This is a genomic window from Pseudomonas sp. LBUM1646 (genome assembly GCF_059716165.1).
On sequence record NZ_CP166810.1, the window covers coordinates 2,996,343 to 3,016,657 of the forward strand.

Genomic DNA, 20,315 nt, shown 5'->3' on the forward strand with positions numbered 1-20,315 from the left:
AGCGTGGGAACGATCAACGTAACGGTTTACATCAGGTTGGTTACGCAACCACTTGATAACACGGCACATATGCGGCGCCACCCGGCAGTTTCATCCGGTGCTGGGCGACGAAGGCTTTGAGCAGTTGGTCCAGCGGTTGCATCACCGCCGCGTCGCCACGAATCTGGTACGGCCCGTGTTCTTCGATCAGGCGGATGCCCTTGTCCTTGACGTTGCCGGCAACAATCCCGGAGAACGCGCGGCGCAGGTTGGCCGCCAGTTCGTGGGCCGGCAGGTTGCGGCTCAGTTGCAGGCTGGCCATGTTTTCGTGGGTCGGGTCGAACGGGCGCTGGAAACCTTCGTCGATCTTCAGCAGCCAGTTGAAATGGAACGCGTCGTTGCGCTCGCGACGGAACTGTTTGACCTCTTTGAGCCCGGCCGTCATATGCCGCGCCACTTCCGCCGGGTCGTCGATGATGATGGTGTAGTGCTGTTTCGCGGCGTCACCCAGGGTGGCGCCGACGAAGGCGTCCAGTTGCTCCAGATACGGCGCCGCATGTTTCGGCCCGGTGAGGACGACCGGGAAGGGCAGGCCTTTGTTGTCCGGGTGCATCAGGATGCCCAGCAGGTACAGGAATTCTTCGGCAGTACCGGCACCGCCCGGGAAGATGATGATGCCGTGGCCGACGCGGACGAAGGCTTCCAGGCGTTTTTCGATGTCCGGCAGGATCACCAGTTCGTTGACGATCGGGTTAGGCGCTTCGGCGGCGATGATGCCCGGCTCGGTCAGGCCCAGGTAGCGGCCGCCGTGAATGCGCTGCTTGGCGTGGGCGATGGTCGCGCCTTTCATCGGGCCTTTCATCACGCCGGGGCCGCAACCGGTGCAGATGTCGAGGCTACGCAGACCGAGTTCATGCCCGACTTTCTTGGTGTATTTGTATTCTTCGGTATTGATCGAGTGGCCACCCCAGCACACCACGATCTTCGGCTCGACACCGGGACGCAGGGTGCGGGCGTTGCGCAGCAGGTGGAAGACGTAGTCGCTGATGCCTTGCGAGGTGCTCAGGTCGATGCGCTGGGCGTCGAGTTCGTTTTCGGTGTAGACGATGTCGCGCAGGGCGCTGAACAGCATTTCCCGGGTGCTGGCGATCATTTCGCCGTCGACGAAGGCGTCGGCCGGGGCGTTCAGCAGTTCCAGGCGCACGCCGCGGTCTTGCTGGTGAATGCGGATTTCGAAGTCCTTGTAGGCTTCGAGGATGGTCTTGGCGTTATCAACGTGGGCGCCGGTGTTGAGGATGGCCAGGGCGCACTGGCGGAAAAGGGTATAGGTGCTGCCGGAACCGGCTTCGCTCAATTGCTGAACTTCACGTTGGGACAGGGTTTCCAGGCTGCCTTTAGGGCTGACCGAGGCATTGATTACTTGACGTTGGGACATTCAATGATCCTTAAAACGATGCCAGTCATACAGGAGGAGCGATTGGCATCCGAATAAAATGTATCCATGAAAGAAGATGGCACGAACTGCGCAGTCTCGCCATGTTCCCCGTTTGACGATGAAAAGATGATAAGGAGCCCCAGCATAGCTAAATCCCCCGCAGAGGCGATAATGCGCGCACTCTTTTCGCTCACTGAGCCTTTTACCATTGATGCAGGGAACCCCGCCAAGATGTTCGAAATCCAGCCAATGAATGCCGAAACCTTTCGACGCCAGACCCGGCGCAGCACGGTGATCATCGCCCTGATTTTCCTGGCGCTGGCGATGGTGCTGTCGACCGTGGCAGTGGCGTTGTTCGGCGAACCGGGTGGCGACAACCTGCGGTTTAACGTCGGCGGCGTGTTTGTCGCGGTGTTGCTGATGGCGGCGCTGATGCGCGGCCGGTTCTGGAACGAAGAGTGGATGGCACCGGCAGTTTACGGCTGGCGGCTCAAGCGCAGCCTGATGAGCGTCACCAATGTCATGCATCAGGTGACGGCGGCGGTCGAGAAGGAGGATCCGAGCGCCATGAAACTGCTGCGTTTCTACCATTTGGGCTTGAGCCAGATGCACGAGCTGGACGCCAACTCCAGCGACCACAGCCAGTTGACCCGCGAAATGGACCAGCACAAGGCGCGGATGGAAGCGTTGGGCCTCGACACCGAGCAGACGCGATTGAATCCAGAGTGGCTTGCGGCGCTGAAGCAGACGCCGCGCTAAACGGTGGTGTGGGCGGAATCCGCAGTATTGGATCTAGGGTTTCGCGGCACTGGCGCCTAGGCTGAAGGTCACTCCCCGAACAGGGAACCTGACACCGGCAAGGAAACGCTCATGACCGCGACACGCTTTCACGCTCCGATCCTGATCTTCGCCGCCGTGCTGGGCGTGGCCATGGCCGTCAACGGCGTGTTCATGCTGATCAACCCGTCGTTGTGGTACACCGCCGTGCCCGGTGTCGAACGCACCGGGCTGTTCAACCAGCATTTCATCCGCGACATCGGTTTGCTCTACGTGGCCATTGGCGCCGCGTTCGTCGGTGGTGGCGTGAGCCCGACTCACCGGGTGCTGCTCTGGGCGTCGGCAGCGATCTGGCTGACCGCCCATGCCCTGTTTCACTTCTGGGAAGTCGCCGCCGGGGTCTGTGGGCCGGAGGCGTTGCGGGTGGATTTTGCGGCAGTGACGTTGCCGTCGGTTTTCGGGATCGCGCTGACGGTTTGGGCACTGAAAGCACGCCATCAGCTAATCTGATCCATGATCAGGCATAGTGAAGCGGTCATTTGACCCAAGAAGCGATCAGGAAGCATCGCCTCTTCATCAGCATCTAGGGAACGTCATGGGACATCCGGCCGTAAAGGTTCATATCGAGGCCCTTCAGCCTGGCGCAGCGTTGCTGGCCGAGCAAGTCGAAGCAAAGCTCAAGGTTCGTTATGCGGTGGTTCTGCTGCTGGCGGTGTGTCTGTCGATGACCGCCGTTGCGATCTGGGAGTCCTGGAACTCGCGCCATTACCACTTGCATGACAAAGAAGTGGCGATGTCCAACCTGGCGCAGACCCTGGCCTCCCAGGCGCAGTCAACGATCAAACAGGCCGACACGTTGCTTTTTACCCTGGTCGATCTCCTCGAAAAGGACGGCATGGGCCAGGCGCAACTCCTGCGCTTGCAACAGTTGCTCAGCGCCCAACGCAGTGAACTGGCGCAGATTCACGGTTTGTTCATCTACGATGAAAAGGGCGGCTGGGTCGTCAATTCCAATGGCCCCGCCGCGCCCAATGCCAACAACGCCGACCGTGAATACTTCATTTTTCATCGAGACCATCCCGACCGTGGCCCGCATATCGGCCCGTCGATAAAGAGTCGTTCGACCGGCGAATGGATCATGACCGTGTCGCGCAGGATCAATCATCCCGACGGCAGTTTCGCCGGCGTGGCGTTGGCAACGATCTATCTCAACCACTTTCTGGATTTGTACAACAGCATCGACATGGGCGAGAACGGCGTGATCAACCTGATCGCCAACAATGCCACCATCGTTGTGCGTCGACCGTTCAACGAAGCTGAAGTCGGCACTAGTGTCGCCAAGGGGCCGCTGTTCACCCAATTGCTGCCCAAGGGCAATTTCGGCACGGCAATGGTCAAGTCGTACGTGGATGGTGTCGAGCGGGTGGTGGGGTTTCGACGGGTCGAGGGTTATCCGCTGATCGTTTTCGCGGCCCTTAACAAGGAAGAAGTCCTGGCCGGCTGGCGCGAGCAATCGTTGAACAGTGCGGTTATCGTGGCCTTGCTGCTCGGGTTCCTCGGCGTACTCGGTTATCGGCTCATTCGCGTGATGAAACAGCAGAATCACATTCAAAGCGTATTGCTGGACGCCCAGGAAAAACTCCTTGAGGTCAATCGCAGCCTTGAGTTGTTGGCGTTGGAAGACGCGTTGACGGGGCTGGCCAACCGGCGGCAATTCGATGTGTTCATGGTGGCGGAGATGGGGCGTGCACGGCGCAGCCAGACGGGCCTTGCACTGCTGATGATCGATGTCGATCACTTCAAACTGTTCAACGATCACTACGGGCATGTGGCCGGCGATGTGTGTTTGCGCAAGATCAGCGCGATCATCACGCAAAACATCAAGCGCCCCGGCGATCTGGCCGTGCGCTATGGCGGGGAAGAGTTTGCGGTGGTGCTGCCCGGCACTGACTATGTCGGGGCCTTCCTGGTGGCGGAAAAAATCCGCCGTGCGGTGCAGTTGGCGGGCATGGAGCACAGTGAAAGTGCTGAAGGCATGGTGACGGTCAGCCTGGGTGTCTGCGCCTATGATCCGGCCTCGCAAGCCAGTCCCGACGACTTGGTCAGTGCGGCCGACAAGGCGTTGTACGTGGCCAAGGCCAGCGGCCGGAACATGAGCGTCATTGCCAACTGAATTCAGACAAAGCGGTCACTGCCCTGGACGAGTTTGCTGGCGAGCCAGGGTTGCTTGAGCTTTTCCAGCCACCAACCCAGGGCGCGGCCGTCGTGGTCTCCACGCCAACCGGCATAGAGAATGTTCGGCTCGCGCGGGTCTGCCATCTGTTTTTCAACCAGTGTGCCGTTGTTCAGTAGCGAGCCGACGCGATGCCGGGGCAACCAGCCCACGCCCAAGCCGTCGCACTGGGCGAGGATCTTGGCACGCATGGTTGGCACCGCTAGCACCGGTTGCCCGCCGGAAACTCCATAGGTGCTGCCTTCGCTGGCACGGGAGGAATCGGCCACGACAATCGCCCGATGCTGTGTCACCTGCGCTCGGGAAATCGGTTCCTTGGCCTTGGCCAGCGGGTGTTTGGGTGCGACGGCGAACACCCATTCCATTTCCCCCAGCTGCATCCAGCGTAACGACGCAATGGCCGGTGGCTCGTTGGTGGCGCCGATGATCAGGTCGGCGCGACCTTCACGCAGGGCTTCCCAGACGCCTTTGAGCACTTCCTGGGTGATGCGCAACGGCACGCCGGATTCCAGCGCGTCGAACTCGTGAATTACCGGGATAAACGTGTCGAACTCCAGCAGTTCATCGGTGACGATCCACAGCCGACTCTCCCAGCCGTTGGCCACTTGCTGGACGCGTTGGGTCAGCCGGGACACGTCCTGCATCAGCCGCGCAGCCTCGTTCACCAGCAACTCGCCGGCCGCCGTGAGCTGCAAGCGGTAGCGACGGCGATCGAACAGCAGGGCATCGAAGCGTTCTTCCAGTTGCCGCGCGGCGTAGGAGACGGTTGAAGGCGCCTTGCCCAAATACGCGGCGGCGCGTGACAGGCTGCCGGTTTCGCGGATGGCTTGGAGCAGGGCCAGGTCTTCAATCGACAGCATTTCAGATCCTCGAAGATCAAAAGATCGCAGCCTTCGGCAGCTCCTGCACGGTACCGCGTACACCTGTAGGAGCTGCCGAAGGCTGCGATCTTTTAGCGGTTTCAAGCGGTCCGACGCAACTTCCACAACCGAATCAACCGCACATAAACCAACAGGTTCACCGCCAGCACCACGCTGCCCAACCCCAGCTGAATCGCCGGGGTCAGCCCGGCCGGGTAAATGACCGGCAACACGTAATGCTCGATGAAACCGCCGCCATAAACGGTTTGCCCGGCCGCCTCGCGCATCAGGTTTTCCCAATAGGTCAGCGGGCAGGTCAGGTGAAACACTTCCACGATCACGCCCCAGGCAGCGGCGGGCAGGTGCCACCAGATCAGGGGGCGCCATTTGAGCACCAGCAGCCCGCCGAACAGCACGAACAGAATGAACAACAAGTGAAACAGCACCAGCCCGTCGGCGGCGATTCGGTAAAGCATGTCGACTCCCTGACTCTTCAAGTGAATGGCGCCATGTTACTCGGGCCGGTGGCCTGCGCTCTATCAATTCAGTGCGACGGCCACAAGTGCGCAAGATTGTTCAAGCCTTCGGCCGCGTCTGCTGGCACAGTCGGCGGTCTTTCCACAGGTCAAGAGCGTTATGTCGAACTCACTCATGCCGCGCGCTGCCTTTCTTCGCGGCGCGGCAGCGATCATGCCGTTGTCCCTGGCCACCGCGCCCTGGGGCTTGTTGGCCGGCTCCATGGCCATTGAGGCCAACCTCACGCCGCTGCAAGGCCAGGGGTTGTCGAGCATCGTGTTTGCCGGCGCCGCGCAACTGGTGGCGATTGGCATGCTCAAGGGCGGGGCGGGGATTTTTTCGATTCTGCTGACCACGCTGCTCCTGACCTCCCAGCATTTGCTCTACGGGATGAGCCTGCGTTCGGTGATTTCACCGTTACCGGGTCGTTGGCGGGTGGGCCTGGGCTTTTTGCTGACCGATGAGCTGTTCGCCCTGACCAGTCAACATGACAAGCAGCAGTTCAATCGCTGGTACGCCCTGGGCGTGGGGCTGACGTTCTACATCGCCTGGAACCTGTTCACCCTGGCCGGCATCGTGTTGGGCAGCAGCATTCCGGGGCTGGAACATCTGGGGCTCGACTTCTCCATCGCCGCGACTTTTATCGCGCTGATCACCCCGGTGGTGCGCAATGTGCCGACGGTGGTCTGCGTGGCGGTGTCGCTGTTCTGTTCGGTGCTGTTCAGCTATTGGCAGTGGGGCTCGGCCCTGGTGCTGTCGGGGCTGGCGGGCATGACCGCCGGATTTATCTGCAACAAGCTGTATCTGGAGCGCACATGATCGTTTGGGCAGTGATTATCGGCATGGGCGTGCTGGTGTTTTTGAACCGCTACGTGTTTCTCGAACCGCGATTACCGCTGCGGTTGAGCAGCAATGCGCGGCAATTTCTCGGGTTCGCGGTGCCGGGCATGCTCACGGCGATTTGCGGGCCGATTGTGTTCATGCCCGACAAACAACTGAACCTGCAATGGGACAACCCTTACTTGATCAGTTCGCTGGTGGCGGTGGGGTTGGTGCTCTACACGCGCAATACGCTGCTCAGCATGCTGTTGAGCATGGGCTTCTTCTTTTTGCTGCGCTGGTGGCTGTGAGCCGGGCGGGTGGAAGTGTTCTACGCTTAAAGTTGATATCCCTTCAGGAAGAGAGGTGGACATGACAACCGAACCCAAGCAGCCGGACCTGGATGAAGACACGGATGAGCCGAGCGATGAGGAGATTGAGCGGCAACGGCGCTCGATGCCGGACTGGAAGCATCCCGATGATGGTAAAGAGCTGTCCGACCGCGATGTAGAAATTCCGCTTAAACCTTAAGATCAAAAGACAAGATCAAAAGATTGCAGCCTACGCGCCTGTGGGCGCTGCCGAAGGCTGCGATCTTTTTTGCACCGATGCCTTAAATCGCCTCATTCCAGCGAATCTGCGTAATACCCAATTGCTGAGCTTTATCGCGCGCCGTTTCGAGGCTCGCGTGTAAGGCAATCTTGCGCTCGGATTCGGGATAGGCGTGAGCAGAAGCCGAATGGATGGCTTCCACATCGGAAAACCCCACCGCCAGTTTGAAAAAGTGTTGTCGCACACCACCGAGCAGGTAATGCACGGCATAAGGGACAAGTTCGCTCATGTATTCCTTTTGGAGCCAGCCAGGCCATCGGCTTAGTCGGTGAACAGGGAATTCTGAGAGGTCTGCGGTGCAAGCGTCATGCAGAAACAGGGCGCCTGAAAAACAAGAGGCCAGTTCGGCCTCAGTATTCAGAGCGTTTACACGGCGGGTTCGTTCAGTTCTTCTGCCGAGTGGCCTGCAAGCGTTGCTTCAGGCGTCTTCCAACTGTGGGAAGTCGGGGTGGGCGGCGCGATAACCGAGGGTCTTGTCGATCCAGGCGTTGACTTCATTCACCATCACGGGCGGCTTGCCCGGATAGCGTTGCAGCGTGGCGCGCAGAATGCGTTCGATATGGGCGACCGCGTGCAGGTTTCGAGTCTTTATGTAATGGCCGATAAAGCAGTCGAGTTGCAAGTGTTCTGTCATTGACAGATAGACACACTCCAGCCCATCGACTTGTTTGATTGCAAAATCGTCGCGCAACTTATTTCTCTGCAAGGTGTGTAAAAGTTGTAGGGATTTCCTGAGGTTGTTGACTCTTTGGTCAACTGGGCATGCTTATGGAAATGCGGCGCGCATGCTATCTGTAGTCCTGTTAAATGTATGTATGACGGTTGAAATGTCAGACCGGCGGTTATGTGTCAAACAGTCGCAGTTATATAAGTGTCTCGTGCCTGAAACACTTAATGTAACGTTTGAGTTTCCTGTTTATATAGGCAACTTATTAGTAAGGGTACTCAGGCGTGCTGGATAACTTTCAAGGCACCTCGTCAATCAACGTGGCGCCCTGGTTTCGAACATTGCCCACCGCTTTGCCCACCCTGTGCCATTGGAAACTGTCGCTGGTTTCACCCTGCAACAACACCAGTTGTTCAGCGCGCTCCCTGGGAGTGGCCGGGTCGAGCCATTCCCGGGCCAGCTCCGCCGACAACACCACTGGTCGCCGGTCGTGGACGTCGAGCAGGCCGCCTGCGGCGTCGGCGGTGATGATCACAAAACCGTCGTCGTCCCGAGGCTCGGCACCCGCGACCGGAAACTGACCGATCGCCGCGCAGTAGATCGGCGTCCGGTCGCGGTGGCGGATCAGCCACGGTTGGCGCGTTGAATCGCCGGCATCGACCCATTCAAACCAGTTATCAATCGGGCAAATGGCCCGGTGCGGCCAGATCGCCCGGAAGAACGGATCGTGGGCGACTTTCTCGGCCCGGGCGTTGATCGGCGCGGCGCGATCCTTCGCCCAGTGCGGCCGCCAACCCCAGCGCACGTTGTCGGCGTGCAGGCCATCGCTTTGCAGATGAAACAGCGCCAGTTGGGTGGTCGGCGCAGCGTTGTAGCGAGCTAACGGCTCATCGCCGACGTGGTTGATCAGCGCGTCGGGGATACTCAACACCGCCACGAAATCGTGAATGCCTCGGTACTGCGACAGCCGTCCGCACATGGGCAAAACCTCCAACCGGAGATTTCAGCTTAGATGACGTGAGCCCGCTGCAACTCGGTCAGCGACAAGGCCTTGAGCTGCGCCAGCAACGGATCGCGACGATCACGGGGATGCGCCAGGTCCACCGCCAGTTCCTGACGAATGCTGCTCGGCCGATTGTCCATCACCAGCACCCGGTCGCTCAGGTACAGCGCTTCATCGACATCGTGGGTCACCAGCAGCAGGGCGATGGCGTGGCGCTCGGCCAGTTGCAGCAGCAGGTCCTGGAGTTTCATTCGGGTGAAAGCGTCTACCGCGCTGAACGGTTCATCCAGCAACAGCACCTGTGGGCGCGAATACAGGCCGCGAGCGATGGCCACCCGTTGCGCCATGCCACCGGACAAGGCCTTGGGCAGCGCCTGGGCAAAACCGCCGAGGCCGACTTCTTCGATCAATTGCGCCACCCAGGCTTTGTCGTAACGGCTGTCGGCGCTGAAACCGATGTTCTGTTCCACCGTCAGCCACGGCATCAGGCGCGGTTCCTGAAACACGAACGCTACTTCACCGGCATAGTTTTTTAGTTCGCCCTGAAAGTCCTTTTCCAGCCCGGCAACGATCCGCAGCAAAGTGCTTTTGCCGCAACCGCTGGGGCCGAGCAGGCTGACAGTTTCCCGGGGTTTCAATTGCAGATGGATATTGTTGAGCACCGTCGTGGTGGCGAAGGTTTTGCGCTCAACGTGAATGTCCAGCAGGTGTTCGCTCATGGCTCAATCCTCTGCGCTTTGGCCGTTGAAAGTGTCGCGCCAGGCCAGGAAGCGTTTCTCCAGGCTGGCGAGAATGCCGTCGCTGAGTTTGCCCAGCACCGCCAGCACGATGATCGCGGCGAGCACGATGTCCGGGCGCGAGGTTTCGCGGCCGTCGCTGAGTAGATAACCAAGGCCCTTGGTCGCGGCGATCAGTTCGGCCGCCACCAGGAACATCCAGGCCAGGCTCATGCCGCTGCGCAACCCGGTGAACAGGCCGGGCAGGGCGGCGGGCAACAGAATTCGTCGCACCAGTCGAGCACGACTGAAACCGTACATCTGCCCGACTTCCACCAGTTTGCGGTCGATGTCGCGGATCGCCGCGACGCCGTTGAGGTACACCGGGAAGAATGCGCCGATGGCGATCAGGACAATTTTCGAGGTTTCGTCGATGCCCAGCCACAACAGCAACAGCGGCACCCAGGCCAGGCTCGGAATCGAGCGCAGGCCGGCGAACGTCGGTTCCAGATACGCTTCTGCTTCGCGGCTCAAGCCGACCCACGCGGCAAACACCAGGGCCAGGCTGGCGCCGATGGCGAACCCCAGCAGCACCCGCAAAAGACTGGCGCTGATGTGCTTCCACAGCGCACCTTCGGCCAGATCGCCGAGGGTCAGGGCGACTTCGCTGGGTGCGGGCATCTGGTAGGAGGGGAGCCAGCCGAGGCGGACGACCAATTCCAGTATCAGGATGATCAACACGGGCAGGGCCAGGCCTTTGAGGCGCAGTTTCCAGGCGTTGCTGAGGCGACGGGGTGCGGGCAATGCCACGGGTGTGTGGAGGATTTTGCTTTTGCTGGTCATGGGTTTCTCCAGGCCAAGATCAAAAGATCGCAGCCTTCGGCAGCTCCTACAGTGGGATATGCGGTTCCCTGTAGGAGCTGCCGAAGGCTGCGATCTTTTGCTTTTGCTTTATTGACGGGCCACGGTTTCCTTGAAGCCTGTGTCGATCAGTTGATCAATGACGTGGTCGACGTTAACCCCTTTGCGAACCAGTTCCTCAGACACCAGAATCGGCGCCGCAGCTTTGGAGGCAATCACATCCTTAGCGGTCAATTGCGGGCTGCTCAAGTCGGTGCGCGACAATTGCAACTTGGCCACTTCCAGCGGCAGGCCGGACTCGGTGGCAAGCAGTTTCGCCAGTTCTTCCGGGTTTTTAACCGCCCATTCCCGCGCCTGCTCATAGGCGTTGAGCACGGTTTCGATGGTTTTCGGGTGTTCCTTGGCGTAGCTGTCAGTGACGCTGACCACCCCGTAACTGTTGAAGTTGGTGTTGCGATAGAGCAATCGCGAACCGGCCTGGATCTGGCTCGCGGCCATGTGCGGATCGAGCCCGGCCCAGGCGTCGACGTCACCTTTTTCCAACGCGGTGCGACCGTCCGGATGTTGCAGGTGCACCAGTTCCACGTCGTCCTTGCTCAGGCCGGCCTGTTGCAGGCTGCGCAGGGTAAACAGGTACGGGTCGGTGCCTTTGGTGGCGGCGATTTTCTTGCCTTTCAGGTCGGCCACGGTCTTGTAGGGCGAATCCTTGCGCACCACCAGCGCGGTCCACTCGGCGCGGCTGTAAACGTACACCGACTTGATCGGGCTGCCATTGGCCCGGCTCAACACGGCGGCGAGGCTGGCGGAGGACGCAAAATCGACGCCGCCGCTGTTGAGGTATTCCAACGAGCGGTTACTGCCCTGGCTCAGCACCCAGCCGACCTTGGTCTGGGGCAGGGCTTTTTCCAGGAAACCGAAGTGCTTGAGCACCAGGCTGACCGGCGAGTAATAGGCGTAATCCAGATGCACTTCGGCCGGTGTGGTTTCGGCAGCCTGGGCCAGGGGTTGCAAGCTCAAGGCGATGGCGACGGCGCTGATCAGGTGCCTGGCTTTGGGGAAACGGAAGAGGGAACTCATGGGGGCAACTCCGGCAAGGCAACGGGATTCTTATGTCCTAATAAGCGGTTTGTATGAATGCTTCCTGCATAAAAGGAATATTGCAGGCTCTGTGCCATGTTGTGGGTTTCACCGGTTTCCGGGGCTTTGCGGAGCTTGGAGGGACAAATCGATGTGCCCAGCGAAACAGTCTGTTGCGCCGCTGTTGCTGGGCAAACACCGCGCTTTACCGGTCATGAGCTTATGCATAAATAGAATTTAAAAAGCTTGCGATAAGAGCGTTATGGTCTATCGGAATAACACCCCCGGAGCCTCCGATGAACCTGTCCCGATCCCTGCGCAGTCTGTTGACGTGCGCGTTATTTGCCGCACCGTTTGCCTACGCCACCGAACCCGTTGTCCTGCACGTCGGCGACCAGAACTACTACAACGTCCGCGCCTCGGTGGAGGCCTCGGGTGTGTTGGAAGGGGCGCTTTACACGGTGGACTGGAAACACTTCCAGGCCGCCGCGCCACTGGCTGAAGCGCTGAACACCGGCGCACTGGACCTGGGCTTTCTCGGTGATTCGGGCTTTCTGTTCCTCGCCGCGAAACAGGCCCCGGTGAAGCTGATTGGCGTGTCGCGGCAAAACCCGGACACCATCGCGTTGCTGGTACCGAAGGATTCCCCGGTCAAAACCATCGCCGACCTCAAGGGCAAAAAAGTCGCTTATTGGCCCGGTGCCTGGAGCCAGCAATTGACCTTACGCGCCCTGGAGAGCGCCAACCTGCCGGAGAACTACGTCGACTTCATCAAACTGATGCCAATCGACGCGGCGGCAGCATTGCCCCAGGGCAGCATCGACGCGTTCCCGGTCTGGGAACCATACATCTCGCAACAGATTCTGTTCTCCGGCGCCCGGCCGATTCTTACCGCCAAGAACCTGATGCCCGGCCTCAGCGCGATTGCCGCCTCAACACCTTCCATCGACAGCAAGCGCGAAGCCATCGCCGACTTCCTCGGGCGCCTGAAGAAGGCTCGGGCCTGGGTCGACAACCACACCGACGAATACGCCGACCTCTGGGCCAAGAAAGCCAACCTCGACCAGGACGTTTCCCGTCATTGGTTACGCCAGGCCCACATGACCGTCGGCCCGGTCGATCAGCAAGCCGCCACGGATTTGCAGAGCACTGCGGACTTCCTGTTCAAGGTCAAGGCACTGCCGGCGGCATTGGCCACGGCGCCGATCATCGACCATTCATTCCAGAAGTCCCTGGCTGAGTAAGGTGTCGTCCTGCAGCATGTCGATAAAGCGCTGTGCTGCCGGCGCCATGGCCTGACCGGTGCGGGTGATCAGGCCGATCTGGCGGGTGACGCCCGGATGATCCACCGGCACCTTAACCAAATCATCACGGCCGTCATCGGCTGATTCGGGCAGCAGGCTCACGCCCAACCCCTGGCGCACCAGCGCCAGCACCGTCGACATGTAATTGGCTTCCAGCCCTGGCGATAACGGCAGTTGTGCGTCGGCGAATAGTTGCTCCACCAACTCCCGCACGCTGCTGTCGCGCCCGGTGAGGATGATCGGTTGATCCGTCAGTTCGCTCAGTTTGACCGAGCGCCGCCGCGCCAGCGGGTGGTCGGTGGGGATGAACAGGCACAGCCGATCTTCCAATACCGTCTGAAACTCCAGCCCATGGCTCATCCGCGCCCGCACGCCCAGGCCGAAGTCCACCTCGCCGTCGCGCACTAGCGCATCAATGCGTTGCGCCACAACGTCCCGCAGCCGCACTTCGACCCCCGGAAATTGCTCGCGAAACCGCTTCAACAGCGGTGGCAGGGCAGCGGCGCACATCGACGGCAGGGCAGCGATAGTGACCACGCCCCGGCGCAACGACGCCAGATCCCGCGAGGCGCTGACGATGTTGTCCAGATCCAGCAACAACTTCTCCATGGGCAACAGCGCACTTTGCCCGGCACTGGTCAGCGCAACATGCCGGGGGCTGCGTTCCAGCAGGGCGACGCCGAGCCAGTCTTCCAGTTGTTGAATCTGCACGGTCAGGGCCGACGGCGAGAGGTTCAGCGCCACTGCCGCTTTGGCGAAGTTGCCGGTTTGCGCCACGACGAGGAAGGCGCGGATGTGCTGGATCGAGTTTTTCATTTTGTTTTTCCGAATGCAGGCTGCCGAACATTTCAATTTACAAAGATTACCTGCAATTCCAATACTCGGTGAAAACAACAACAGCGCATTTCATCGCCGTCGCGAGCAGAAATGCCGAACAGGAACTGCCCATGCTTGCCACACTCGGTGTCATCACCATTCTCTGTTTGCTCGTTGCTGTGATGAGCAAACGTCTTTCGCCCCTGGTGGCCCTGATCGCCTTGCCGATCATCGCCGCGCTGCTCGGTGGCTTCGGTCTGCAAACCAGCGCTTTCATCGTTACCGGGATCAAGAACGTCGCCCCGGTGGTCGGGATGTTCGTGTTCGCGATTCTGTTCTTCGGCGTGATGACCGACGCCGGCATGCTCGACCCGATCATCGACCGCATCCTCAAACGAGTCGGCACCCGCCCCACGCGTATCGTCATAGGCACCGCGCTGTTGGCGTTGCTGGTGCACCTGGACGGTTCCGGTGCGGTGACTTTTCTGGTGACCATTCCGGCCATGCTGCCGTTGTACACGCGCCTCGGCATGGATAAACGCATTCTCGCCTGCGTCACGGCGATGGCGGCCGGGGTCAACTTCCTGCCCTGGACCGGCCCGGTGCTGCGTTCCTCGGCGGCGTTGCATGTGCCGGTGGCTGACCTGTTTCAACCGCTGATCCCGGTGCAAATCGTCGGTCTGATCTTCGTCTTCACCTGCGCCTGGTTCCTCGGTCGCCGCGAAGAAAAACGCCTGGGCCTGGGTGCCGGGGCCGCGGTGGACGTAATGCCGCAACGGGTGTTGACCGAGGCCGAGGTCGCCCTGCGCAAACCACGGCTGTTCTGGCTCAACCTGGTGCTGACGGTGGTGGTGATGGGCGTGATGATTGCCGGGGTCGTCGACCCGGTGGTGATGTTCATGCTCGGCACGGTGCTCGCCTTGTGCATCAACTACCCCAATGTTGACGCGCAACGGGCACGCATCGACGCCCATGCGAAAACCGCGCTGACGATGGCCAGCATTCTTCTGGCTGCCGGGGTGTTCACCGGGATCATGCAGGGCAGCGGCATGCTCAAGGCCATGGCCGAGGTCGCCGTGGCGCAGATTCCCGCCGGGCACGGCAAGTTGATTCCGATGGTGGTGGGTTTTATCTCCATGCCCCTGAGTCTGCTGTTCGATCCCGACTCTTTCTACTTCGGCATCATGCCGGTGGTGGCCGAAGTCGGCCGCGCCCTGGGCGTCGATCCGCTGCAAGTGGCCCAAGCGTCACTGCTGGGCGTGCACACCACCGGGTTCCCGGTCAGCCCGCTGACCCCGGCAACCTTCCTGCTGGTGGGCTTGTGCAAGATCGAGTTGGCGGATCACCAGCGCTTCACCATCCCGTTTCTGTTCGCCGCCTCGGTGCTCATGACCCTGACTGCGCTGCTCTTTGGAGTCTTTTGAATGAAAACCTTACGCATCGGTTCCGGTGCCGGTTACTCCGGCGACCGCATTGAGCCGGCCATCGAACTGGCCGAGCACGGCGACTTGGATTATCTGGTATTCGAATGCCTGGCCGAACGCACCATTGCCCTGGCGCAACAGGCGCGTCTTCTCGATCCGCAAGCAGGCTTCGACCCGCTGTTGGGCGAACGCATGCGCCGGGTATTGCCCTTTGTCGGGCGTGGCGTCGATGGTCAGCGCCGACGTTTACGGGTGATCACCAACATGGGCGCGGCCAACCCTTTGGCGGCGGCGCAGGAAGTGCGGCGGATCGCCGGGGAGCTGGGTTTGTCGGGACTCAAAGTAGTCGCGCTCAGCGGTGACGATGTGCTGGCAACGCTGCTGGTCGATCCGTCGCAGATTCTGGATAACGGCAAGACCTTGGCGTCCCTGGGCGAGCGCCTGATTTCGGCCAATGCCTACCTCGGCGTGGACGGCATCATCGAGGCGTTGCAGGCCGATGCCGACGTGATCATTACCGGTCGCGTGGCGGATCCCTCGCTGTTTCTCGCGCCGCAGATGTTCGAGTTCGGCTGGGCGGCGGACGATTGGCCGCTGCTGGGACGCGGTACGTTGGTCGGGCATTTGCTCGAATGTGCCGGGCAGATCAGCGGTGGCTACTTTGCCGATCCGGGGTTCAAGGATGTGCCGGACCTGGCACGCCTGGGGTTTCCGTTGGCCGAAGTGGATGCTACCGGGCGCGCGGTGATCAGCAAGGTCGCCGGTTCCGGCGGGCGCATCGATACCGCAACCTGCACCGAGCAGATGATCTACGAAGTGCATGACCCGGCGGCTTACCTCACGCCGGATGTCAGCGCTGATTTTTCCGGTGTGTCGTTCACGGTTCAAGGTGTGGATCAGGTGCTGGCCCAGGGCGCTGACGGCCGGACGCGACCGTCATCCTTGAAGGTGTCGGTGGGTTATCTCGACGGTTGGATCGGCGAGGGCCAGATTTCCTATGGCGGACCGGGCGCGCTGGCGCGAGGGCGATTGGCCCGTGAAGTGGTGCTGGAACGTTTGAAGCTGACCGGCGTCGAGTTTGAGGAAATCCGCGCCGAGCTGATCGGCGTCGATGCCTTGCACGGTACTGAACTGGGCTCCCGAACGGACAGCGAACCTTGGGAAGTGCGCCTGCGGGTGGCGGCCCGTTGCGCCGATCGCGGCGAAGCGCTGCGCATCGGCAATGAAGTGGAAACCCTCTACACCAACGGCCCTTATGGCGGTGGCGGGGCCAGCAAATCGGTGCGCCAGGTCGTGGCGGTGGCTTCGCTGTTACTGCCGCGTGAAGCCGTCACCTTGCAGATTCATTCGGAGGACGTGGCATGAAACTGCGTGAACTGGCCCATTCCCGAACGGGCGACAAGGGCGATACTTCAAACATCTCGGTGATTGCCTTCCGCGCCGAGGACTACCCGCGTTTGTGCGAATGGCTGACGGTTGAGCGAGTCACCGCGCATTTCGCCGAGCTGCTGGACCTGCAAGGTCCGCCGCTGCGCCGCTACGAGTTGCCCAACGTCCATGCGCTTAATTTTGTCTTGCCCGGCATTCTGCGCGGCGGCGTCACCCGGTCCCTGGCCCTCGATGCCCACGGCAAGGCGCTCGGGGCGGCTTTACTCGATCTGGAACTATGAAACGCCCGAGATAGCGGCACTTGAACCAAAACTGTGTAACCCTATCCAACCTGAGCCCGCAGCGACATGCGGGCCGATTGGAGGATCACCGGGCGAGGGGTTTTTGCCATTAACGTGATGACCGCAATGGTCTGGCCCAAGGCAAAACATGACGCAACTGTTCAAGGTTCTTTCGGCGCTTGCCCTGGCTATCGGGCTGGCGGGTTGTATCGCGGCGCCCATCGAACTGACGCCCCAGACACAACAGAGTCTGCAGGTGCTGCCGCCGATCCGTTTCCTGCTGACCTTTGACGACGGCCCCAGCGCGTCGAGCTTCTGGAACCCGACCGAGACCGTACTCGAGAGCCTCGCGCAAAACCCGGTGCAGCCGAATATCAAAGCGGTGTTCTTCGTCCAGACCGGTGCGCCACGGGCCGGCGATAGCGATATCGGGCGCCGGGTCATGCACCGCGAGCACTCGCAAGGGCAAATCCTCGGTTTTCACACCGCTACCCACTCGCACACCAATCATCGCTCGCTGGACCCTGAAGAGCTGGAACAGTCCCTGACCAAAGGCAGTGCCGACATCGCCGCTATCACCGGGGCGCCGCCGACCCTGGTGCGTCCGCCGTTCTGGAATTACGACAAGCGCACTTTCGCCGCCTATCAACGGCATGGCATGCACGTGCTGTTGACCGACCTGAGCGCCAATGACGGCAAAATCTGGGGTTTCAACGCCAGCCCCCGGCGTCGGGCGAACATGCTGCGGCAGTTGTCCGAAGTCCGCGAGCGTATCGCGAAAGGTGAACTGCCCACGGTCGACGGGGCGATTCCGGTGGTAGTGACCTTTCACGACCTCAATCGCTACACCGCCCGGCATACACGTGAATACCTGCAAATCCTGCTCGACAGCGCCCAGGCCACCGGTGTGAGAACCGCGCCGAAGCCGTTTTATGATGATCAAGGGCAATTGCAGCGAGCGGCGATGGCCCGCACGGTCAGTGAAAGTGCGGAATCGGTGCGTTTGCCAGGCATCTGGAATTGGCTCTGGGACGGGGATTCCCATTAAATACTCACCAAAGTGCTAAGCAGATCGCATTTATTATTGGTATTTCCGGACGCAGGTTGGCGAAAGCGCATCTATGCTGAGCAAGTTGGATCCGATCAATCGCCATGGAGGCACCCGTCATGGTTTCAATTCCAGAACTTTGCGGCATTTTGCAGTCCGGTTTTCGTCCACTCTCGTGCGACTGCACGGTGAACTCCGACGGCTCATTGCGGATCAAGGTGTACGACCTCGCCACCGGGCGGATTGATCTGTTGCTGCCCTATGTCTCACCATCGCGACTGACCACGGTTCGCGACATTTCCAACCTGATTGGCGAACTTCGCACTGAAATGCGTGCGGGGCGCCGGGCCTTTGCAGGCTAATTCGAGCAAAACACAAAACCTGTGGGAGTGAGCTTGTTCGCTCCCACAGGTTATTCATCGCTCGTCTAATCCCTTGGTACCCGTTCATTAACCATCTGCAAGCAATGATTCAATCCCGGCCCATCGTGACCTTATAACCGACGCTGAAACGCCTTGACGATCCGCAGCGTGGTGTCGCTGATTTTCAGGTTGTGGATGGCGTCCAACGGATGCCATAGGCAGTCGATAATCTCGTTTTGTGGCCGGACCTCGTCGAGGTTCACCACCGACGCTTCATAGACATGGTGTCGGGTGCTGCCGTCTTCCAGCTCCATCAGATACAGCATGCCATCGACCCCAAGGCCGGTTTCTTCCGCCAGTTCCCGGATGGCTGCGTCCACTTTGGTTTCGCCGGGCTCGACTTTTCCGCCAGGCAAGGTCCAGCGACACCTTGGCTTGCGCACCAGGAGGACGTGTCGGTCTTGTTCGCAAATAACGGTGGCGCGTACTTTCATGTGTTACCTGAATGCCCGGCTGTCACAAAACAGTCATAAAAATGCAATATTCGAGCCGAGGCCCCGTGTTTCGGTGATTCGAAGGGTTGGAGTTGTCGTGCAAGCCGAAAGTGCAACCGGATGTCGCGACGTCTGGTCGGCACCTGAGCGAAGAGCGGGTGTAGGGTAGGCCAGTCAATCCTGGATTTTTACTGCCCAAATGGAGGTGACTATGAGCATTGAAATGCTAACCAAGATGCACATGAACGGTTACGACGTACTCAGCGTGAACCATGGCCCCTGGCGGGTGTGCACCAAAGGTGACCGCCTGGCCGCCTTTGCCAGCCGCGAAGAGGCATTGGCTTTCGCGGCGTCTCTGCCGGCTTATAAGGCGCGCTCGAAACGGCCGGCACCTGAACGGTAGGCGACTTGTGTGTAGCCCCGGCCTGTTTCGGGGCTTTTTATTGTCCGGCGACTAGTAACCGCTGCCACCTATGCCGCCCATTCCACTCGTGGAGTGGGAGGGTTCCCTGGCTTTGTGTTGGGCATTACTCCACTCCGCACAGCTCATGAAACTGGTGTGATCAACCTTGCCTGCGCCATTGAAACTGACGTTGTAGGGTTGCTGGCGGCCGTCCTGCGTCAGCTTGTAGTCAAAACAGCTGCCGGGTTCCACCGTGCGATCGGTGATCGCCAGGGGCTTGCCGCCGATCTGCTCGACTTGATCCTTGCTCATGCCGCTCTCGACTTTGACGACCAGCGGCTGGTTGCGGTAGAGGTGTGAATCGGTGCTGCAACCGCCCGACGTCGCCAGCACGGCGAGCAATGCGAACAGGGACTTGTTCATGGCAGTGGTCCGGTTAGTCAGCCTTCGTCCGGCTGATGTGCCGCGCCTTCACTTCCTCGGCGTAGGCTATCAGTCGTTCTTCGTCCCCCTGGAACACCTCGTGCAGTCGCAGGACTGCTTGTGCGTCCACCTCATTGCCGGCCTGGCGAAACAGTTCGGCCAGGCGTAAAAGTTCTACCGCCGACCACCGCAGATCTGACGCTACGGTCTGTAGATCGCGCCGAAGTTCCTGCTCGGATTCGTTAAGCCACATGATGACCTCCTGTGTATTCCCGCTACGAAAGATTAGTCCCGTTTAACGCGTGGGGTATTCCGTTTGCAAGGGCGTGCGTCGGTTAAGTCGCTTTCGCCGATCGTTCGCTGGATGTCTGTGCGGGTACGCGCTACATTCGCCGTTTTTCGGGATGAGGAAGCGTCATGCGGATGTTGATAACGGGGGTAGCGGTGGCTATGTTGTCGGGCTGTTCATTGCCCGCATCCCTGGTGCCGGGCGAGCCCAATGTCAGCAAGTACAGCGCCAAGCCTCCCAAGGAGTACGTCGCGTGCGTATTGCCGTTGTGGCAGCAGCAGGTTTCGAAAACCAATCAGATGGCCATTTCCAACGGCTATCGCCTGACGGCGCCAAGCATCATCACGGCGGACGAGATTCTGGATATCGTGAAATCTAAGGACGGCAGCCGGGTGTCGCTGTATCAGGGGCCACCCTGGGCGAAATCGGCGGCGATGCGGCAGGCAGTGCGTGACTGTCTGTAAGACTCGAGTGCGGTGCCGATTCTAAAAAAAGCAGAAGCCGGATTTTTCCGGCTTCTGCTTTTT

27 protein-coding genes are annotated in these 20,315 nt (G+C 60.2%); 14 read left to right on the forward strand and 13 right to left on the reverse strand.

What is annotated here, in order from left to right:
- Positions 1 to 40 precede the first annotated feature (40 nt).
- Positions 41 to 1,414 (reverse strand): nucleotide 5'-monophosphate nucleosidase PpnN, encoded by a 1,374-nt coding sequence (gene ppnN / locus ACA071_RS13870; RefSeq protein WP_497644863.1) that lies wholly within the window; start codon positions 1,412 to 1,414, stop codon positions 41 to 43.
- Between the two features lie 231 nt (positions 1,415 to 1,645).
- Here ppnN and ACA071_RS13875 point away from each other — a divergent pair, with 231 nt between their 5' ends.
- From ACA071_RS13875 to ACA071_RS13885, 3 genes are all read left to right on the forward strand, one after another.
- A complete protein-coding gene (locus ACA071_RS13875) occupies positions 1,646 to 2,173 on the forward strand; it encodes a DUF3087 domain-containing protein (protein WP_497644864.1) in 528 nt (175 codons plus the stop codon).
- 111 nt (positions 2,174 to 2,284) lie between these two features.
- Positions 2,285 to 2,701, forward strand: a complete 417-nt coding sequence (locus tag ACA071_RS13880; protein ID WP_497644865.1) for a hypothetical protein — start codon at positions 2,285 to 2,287, stop codon at positions 2,699 to 2,701.
- Positions 2,702 to 2,786: 85 nt separating this feature from the next.
- The gene (locus tag ACA071_RS13885) at positions 2,787 to 4,364 is read left to right on the forward strand and encodes a sensor domain-containing diguanylate cyclase (protein ID WP_497644866.1); all 1,578 of its coding nucleotides are present in this window, start codon (positions 2,787 to 2,789) and stop codon (positions 4,362 to 4,364) included.
- Positions 4,365 to 4,366: 2 nt separating this feature from the next.
- Here ACA071_RS13885 and ACA071_RS13890 read toward each other — a convergent pair whose 3' ends face one another.
- Both ACA071_RS13890 and ACA071_RS13895 read right to left on the reverse strand, forming a co-directional pair.
- Positions 4,367 to 5,284 carry a LysR family transcriptional regulator gene (locus tag ACA071_RS13890; protein ID WP_497644867.1) on the reverse strand — a complete coding sequence of 306 codons (918 nt, stop codon included), beginning with the start codon at positions 5,282 to 5,284 and terminating at the stop codon, positions 4,367 to 4,369.
- 101 nt (positions 5,285 to 5,385) lie between these two features.
- Entirely contained in the window at positions 5,386 to 5,760 is a 375-nt protein-coding gene (locus ACA071_RS13895; protein WP_497644868.1) for a DUF2784 domain-containing protein, read from the reverse strand.
- A gap of 160 nt (positions 5,761 to 5,920) precedes the next feature.
- Here ACA071_RS13895 and ACA071_RS13900 point away from each other — a divergent pair, with 160 nt between their 5' ends.
- The 3 genes from ACA071_RS13900 (at position 5,921) to ACA071_RS13910 (ending at position 7,150) form a co-directional block, all read left to right on the forward strand.
- Positions 5,921 to 6,619 (forward strand): AzlC family ABC transporter permease, encoded by a 699-nt coding sequence (locus ACA071_RS13900; protein WP_497644869.1) that lies wholly within the window; start codon positions 5,921 to 5,923, stop codon positions 6,617 to 6,619.
- Positions 6,619 to 6,930: an AzlD domain-containing protein gene (locus tag ACA071_RS13905; RefSeq protein ID WP_010455066.1), complete on the forward strand. Its 312-nt coding sequence runs from the start codon at positions 6,619 to 6,621 to the stop codon at positions 6,928 to 6,930. Before ACA071_RS13900 ends, ACA071_RS13905 begins: the two co-directional genes overlap by 1 nt.
- 61 nt (positions 6,931 to 6,991) lie before the next feature.
- Positions 6,992 to 7,150: a hypothetical protein gene (locus ACA071_RS13910; RefSeq protein ID WP_497644870.1), complete on the forward strand. Its 159-nt coding sequence runs from the start codon at positions 6,992 to 6,994 to the stop codon at positions 7,148 to 7,150.
- A gap of 82 nt (positions 7,151 to 7,232) precedes the next feature.
- Here the strand turns inward: ACA071_RS13910 and ACA071_RS13915 are convergent, their stop codons facing one another.
- From ACA071_RS13915 to ACA071_RS13940, 6 genes are all read right to left on the reverse strand, one after another.
- Complete coding sequence (locus ACA071_RS13915; protein WP_497644871.1) at positions 7,233 to 7,460, reverse strand: DUF6555 family protein; 228 nt, start codon at positions 7,458 to 7,460, stop codon at positions 7,233 to 7,235.
- 189 nt (positions 7,461 to 7,649) lie between these two features.
- Positions 7,650 to 7,922, reverse strand: a complete 273-nt coding sequence (locus tag ACA071_RS13920) for a hypothetical protein (RefSeq protein ID WP_497644872.1) — start codon at positions 7,920 to 7,922, stop codon at positions 7,650 to 7,652.
- A 274-nt stretch (positions 7,923 to 8,196) separates the two neighbouring features.
- Positions 8,197 to 8,877 (reverse strand): SOS response-associated peptidase family protein, encoded by a 681-nt coding sequence (locus tag ACA071_RS13925; protein ID WP_497644873.1) that lies wholly within the window; start codon positions 8,875 to 8,877, stop codon positions 8,197 to 8,199.
- A 29-nt stretch (positions 8,878 to 8,906) separates the two neighbouring features.
- Complete coding sequence (locus ACA071_RS13930; RefSeq protein ID WP_497644874.1) at positions 8,907 to 9,620, reverse strand: ABC transporter ATP-binding protein; 714 nt, start codon at positions 9,618 to 9,620, stop codon at positions 8,907 to 8,909.
- 3 nt (positions 9,621 to 9,623) lie between these two features.
- Complete coding sequence (locus tag ACA071_RS13935) at positions 9,624 to 10,460, reverse strand: ABC transporter permease (protein WP_497644875.1); 837 nt, start codon at positions 10,458 to 10,460, stop codon at positions 9,624 to 9,626.
- 108 nt (positions 10,461 to 10,568) lie between these two features.
- Positions 10,569 to 11,555, reverse strand: coding sequence for an aliphatic sulfonate ABC transporter substrate-binding protein (locus ACA071_RS13940; RefSeq protein ID WP_497644876.1), 987 nt, complete (start codon positions 11,553 to 11,555; stop codon positions 10,569 to 10,571).
- Between the two features lie 296 nt (positions 11,556 to 11,851).
- On the opposite strand from ACA071_RS13940, the gene ACA071_RS13945 reads away from it, so the two are divergent.
- A complete protein-coding gene (locus tag ACA071_RS13945; protein ID WP_497644877.1) occupies positions 11,852 to 12,799 on the forward strand; it encodes an ABC transporter substrate-binding protein in 948 nt (315 codons plus the stop codon).
- Here ACA071_RS13945 and ACA071_RS13950 read toward each other — a convergent pair.
- Positions 12,773 to 13,675 (reverse strand): LysR family transcriptional regulator, encoded by a 903-nt coding sequence (locus ACA071_RS13950; RefSeq protein WP_497644878.1) that lies wholly within the window; start codon positions 13,673 to 13,675, stop codon positions 12,773 to 12,775. The genes ACA071_RS13945 and ACA071_RS13950 overlap by 27 nt on opposite strands.
- 131 nt (positions 13,676 to 13,806) lie before the next feature.
- Between ACA071_RS13950 and ACA071_RS13955 the strand changes: the two genes are divergently transcribed.
- The 5 genes from ACA071_RS13955 to ACA071_RS13975 all read left to right on the forward strand — a co-directional run bounded on the left by ACA071_RS13955 (position 13,807) and on the right by ACA071_RS13975 (position 18,179).
- The gene (locus ACA071_RS13955) at positions 13,807 to 15,099 is read left to right on the forward strand and encodes a CitMHS family transporter (protein ID WP_497644879.1); all 1,293 of its coding nucleotides are present in this window, start codon (positions 13,807 to 13,809) and stop codon (positions 15,097 to 15,099) included.
- The gene (locus tag ACA071_RS13960) at positions 15,100 to 16,464 is read left to right on the forward strand and encodes an acyclic terpene utilization AtuA family protein (RefSeq protein WP_497644880.1); all 1,365 of its coding nucleotides are present in this window, start codon (positions 15,100 to 15,102) and stop codon (positions 16,462 to 16,464) included.
- Positions 16,461 to 16,769 (forward strand): AtuA-related protein, encoded by a 309-nt coding sequence (locus ACA071_RS13965; protein ID WP_497644881.1) that lies wholly within the window; start codon positions 16,461 to 16,463, stop codon positions 16,767 to 16,769. The genes ACA071_RS13960 and ACA071_RS13965 overlap by 4 nt, the downstream gene beginning before the upstream one ends.
- A 148-nt stretch (positions 16,770 to 16,917) precedes the next feature.
- Positions 16,918 to 17,817, forward strand: a complete 900-nt coding sequence (locus ACA071_RS13970) for a polysaccharide deacetylase family protein (RefSeq protein WP_497644882.1) — start codon at positions 16,918 to 16,920, stop codon at positions 17,815 to 17,817.
- 119 nt (positions 17,818 to 17,936) lie between these two features.
- Entirely contained in the window at positions 17,937 to 18,179 is a 243-nt protein-coding gene (locus ACA071_RS13975) for a DUF1652 domain-containing protein (RefSeq protein ID WP_497644883.1), read from the forward strand.
- A gap of 131 nt (positions 18,180 to 18,310) precedes the next feature.
- Here ACA071_RS13975 and ACA071_RS13980 read toward each other — a convergent pair whose 3' ends face one another.
- Positions 18,311 to 18,673 carry an NUDIX hydrolase gene (locus ACA071_RS13980; protein ID WP_497644884.1) on the reverse strand — a complete coding sequence of 121 codons (363 nt, stop codon included), beginning with the start codon at positions 18,671 to 18,673 and terminating at the stop codon, positions 18,311 to 18,313.
- 211 nt (positions 18,674 to 18,884) lie between these two features.
- Here ACA071_RS13980 and ACA071_RS13985 point away from each other — a divergent pair, with 211 nt between their 5' ends.
- Positions 18,885 to 19,076: a DUF2188 domain-containing protein gene (locus tag ACA071_RS13985; protein ID WP_497644885.1), complete on the forward strand. Its 192-nt coding sequence runs from the start codon at positions 18,885 to 18,887 to the stop codon at positions 19,074 to 19,076.
- 51 nt (positions 19,077 to 19,127) lie between these two features.
- Here ACA071_RS13985 and osmE read toward each other — a convergent pair whose 3' ends face one another.
- Complete coding sequence (osmE, locus tag ACA071_RS13990) at positions 19,128 to 19,499, reverse strand: osmotically-inducible lipoprotein OsmE (RefSeq protein WP_497644886.1); 372 nt, start codon at positions 19,497 to 19,499, stop codon at positions 19,128 to 19,130.
- Positions 19,500 to 19,512: 13 nt separating this feature from the next.
- On the reverse strand, positions 19,513 to 19,752 hold the full coding sequence (locus tag ACA071_RS13995; RefSeq protein WP_497644887.1) for a hypothetical protein: 240 nt from the start codon (positions 19,750 to 19,752) through the stop codon (positions 19,513 to 19,515).
- A gap of 164 nt (positions 19,753 to 19,916) precedes the next feature.
- Here ACA071_RS13995 and ACA071_RS14000 point away from each other — a divergent pair, with 164 nt between their 5' ends.
- Positions 19,917 to 20,252 (forward strand): hypothetical protein, encoded by a 336-nt coding sequence (locus tag ACA071_RS14000; protein ID WP_497644888.1) that lies wholly within the window; start codon positions 19,917 to 19,919, stop codon positions 20,250 to 20,252.
- The last annotated feature ends 63 nt before the right edge of the window (positions 20,253 to 20,315 follow it).

Excerpts from the sequence above, each read along its gene's own strand:
- ppnN (WP_497644863.1), bottom strand. The coding sequence starts at position 1,414 with ATGTCCCAACGTCAAGTAATCAATGCCTCGGTCAGCCCTAAAGGCAGC.
- ACA071_RS13875 (WP_497644864.1), top strand. The coding sequence starts at position 1,646 with ATGTTCGAAATCCAGCCAATGAATGCCGAAACCTTTCGACGCCAGACC.
- ACA071_RS13880 (WP_497644865.1), top strand. The coding sequence starts at position 2,285 with ATGACCGCGACACGCTTTCACGCTCCGATCCTGATCTTCGCCGCCGTG.
- ACA071_RS13885 (WP_497644866.1), top strand. The coding sequence starts at position 2,787 with ATGGGACATCCGGCCGTAAAGGTTCATATCGAGGCCCTTCAGCCTGGC.
- ACA071_RS13890 (WP_497644867.1), bottom strand. The coding sequence starts at position 5,284 with ATGCTGTCGATTGAAGACCTGGCCCTGCTCCAAGCCATCCGCGAAACC.
- ACA071_RS13895 (WP_497644868.1), bottom strand. The coding sequence starts at position 5,760 with ATGCTTTACCGAATCGCCGCCGACGGGCTGGTGCTGTTTCACTTGTTG.
- ACA071_RS13900 (WP_497644869.1), top strand. The coding sequence starts at position 5,921 with ATGTCGAACTCACTCATGCCGCGCGCTGCCTTTCTTCGCGGCGCGGCA.
- ACA071_RS13910 (WP_497644870.1), top strand. The coding sequence starts at position 6,992 with ATGACAACCGAACCCAAGCAGCCGGACCTGGATGAAGACACGGATGAG.
- ACA071_RS13915 (WP_497644871.1), bottom strand. The coding sequence starts at position 7,460 with ATGAGCGAACTTGTCCCTTATGCCGTGCATTACCTGCTCGGTGGTGTG.
- ACA071_RS13925 (WP_497644873.1), bottom strand. The coding sequence starts at position 8,877 with ATGTGCGGACGGCTGTCGCAGTACCGAGGCATTCACGATTTCGTGGCG.
- ACA071_RS13930 (WP_497644874.1), bottom strand. The coding sequence starts at position 9,620 with ATGAGCGAACACCTGCTGGACATTCACGTTGAGCGCAAAACCTTCGCC.
- ACA071_RS13935 (WP_497644875.1), bottom strand. The coding sequence starts at position 10,460 with ATGACCAGCAAAAGCAAAATCCTCCACACACCCGTGGCATTGCCCGCA.
- ACA071_RS13940 (WP_497644876.1), bottom strand. The coding sequence starts at position 11,555 with ATGAGTTCCCTCTTCCGTTTCCCCAAAGCCAGGCACCTGATCAGCGCC.
- ACA071_RS13945 (WP_497644877.1), top strand. The coding sequence starts at position 11,852 with ATGAACCTGTCCCGATCCCTGCGCAGTCTGTTGACGTGCGCGTTATTT.
- ACA071_RS13950 (WP_497644878.1), bottom strand. The coding sequence starts at position 13,675 with ATGAAAAACTCGATCCAGCACATCCGCGCCTTCCTCGTCGTGGCGCAA.
- ACA071_RS13955 (WP_497644879.1), top strand. The coding sequence starts at position 13,807 with ATGCTTGCCACACTCGGTGTCATCACCATTCTCTGTTTGCTCGTTGCT.
- ACA071_RS13960 (WP_497644880.1), top strand. The coding sequence starts at position 15,100 with ATGAAAACCTTACGCATCGGTTCCGGTGCCGGTTACTCCGGCGACCGC.
- ACA071_RS13965 (WP_497644881.1), top strand. The coding sequence starts at position 16,461 with ATGAAACTGCGTGAACTGGCCCATTCCCGAACGGGCGACAAGGGCGAT.
- ACA071_RS13970 (WP_497644882.1), top strand. The coding sequence starts at position 16,918 with ATGACGCAACTGTTCAAGGTTCTTTCGGCGCTTGCCCTGGCTATCGGG.
- ACA071_RS13975 (WP_497644883.1), top strand. The coding sequence starts at position 17,937 with ATGGTTTCAATTCCAGAACTTTGCGGCATTTTGCAGTCCGGTTTTCGT.
- ACA071_RS13980 (WP_497644884.1), bottom strand. The coding sequence starts at position 18,673 with ATGAAAGTACGCGCCACCGTTATTTGCGAACAAGACCGACACGTCCTC.
- ACA071_RS13985 (WP_497644885.1), top strand. The coding sequence starts at position 18,885 with ATGAGCATTGAAATGCTAACCAAGATGCACATGAACGGTTACGACGTA.
- osmE (WP_497644886.1), bottom strand. The coding sequence starts at position 19,499 with ATGAACAAGTCCCTGTTCGCATTGCTCGCCGTGCTGGCGACGTCGGGC.
- ACA071_RS13995 (WP_497644887.1), bottom strand. The coding sequence starts at position 19,752 with ATGTGGCTTAACGAATCCGAGCAGGAACTTCGGCGCGATCTACAGACC.
- ACA071_RS14000 (WP_497644888.1), top strand. The coding sequence starts at position 19,917 with ATGCGGATGTTGATAACGGGGGTAGCGGTGGCTATGTTGTCGGGCTGT.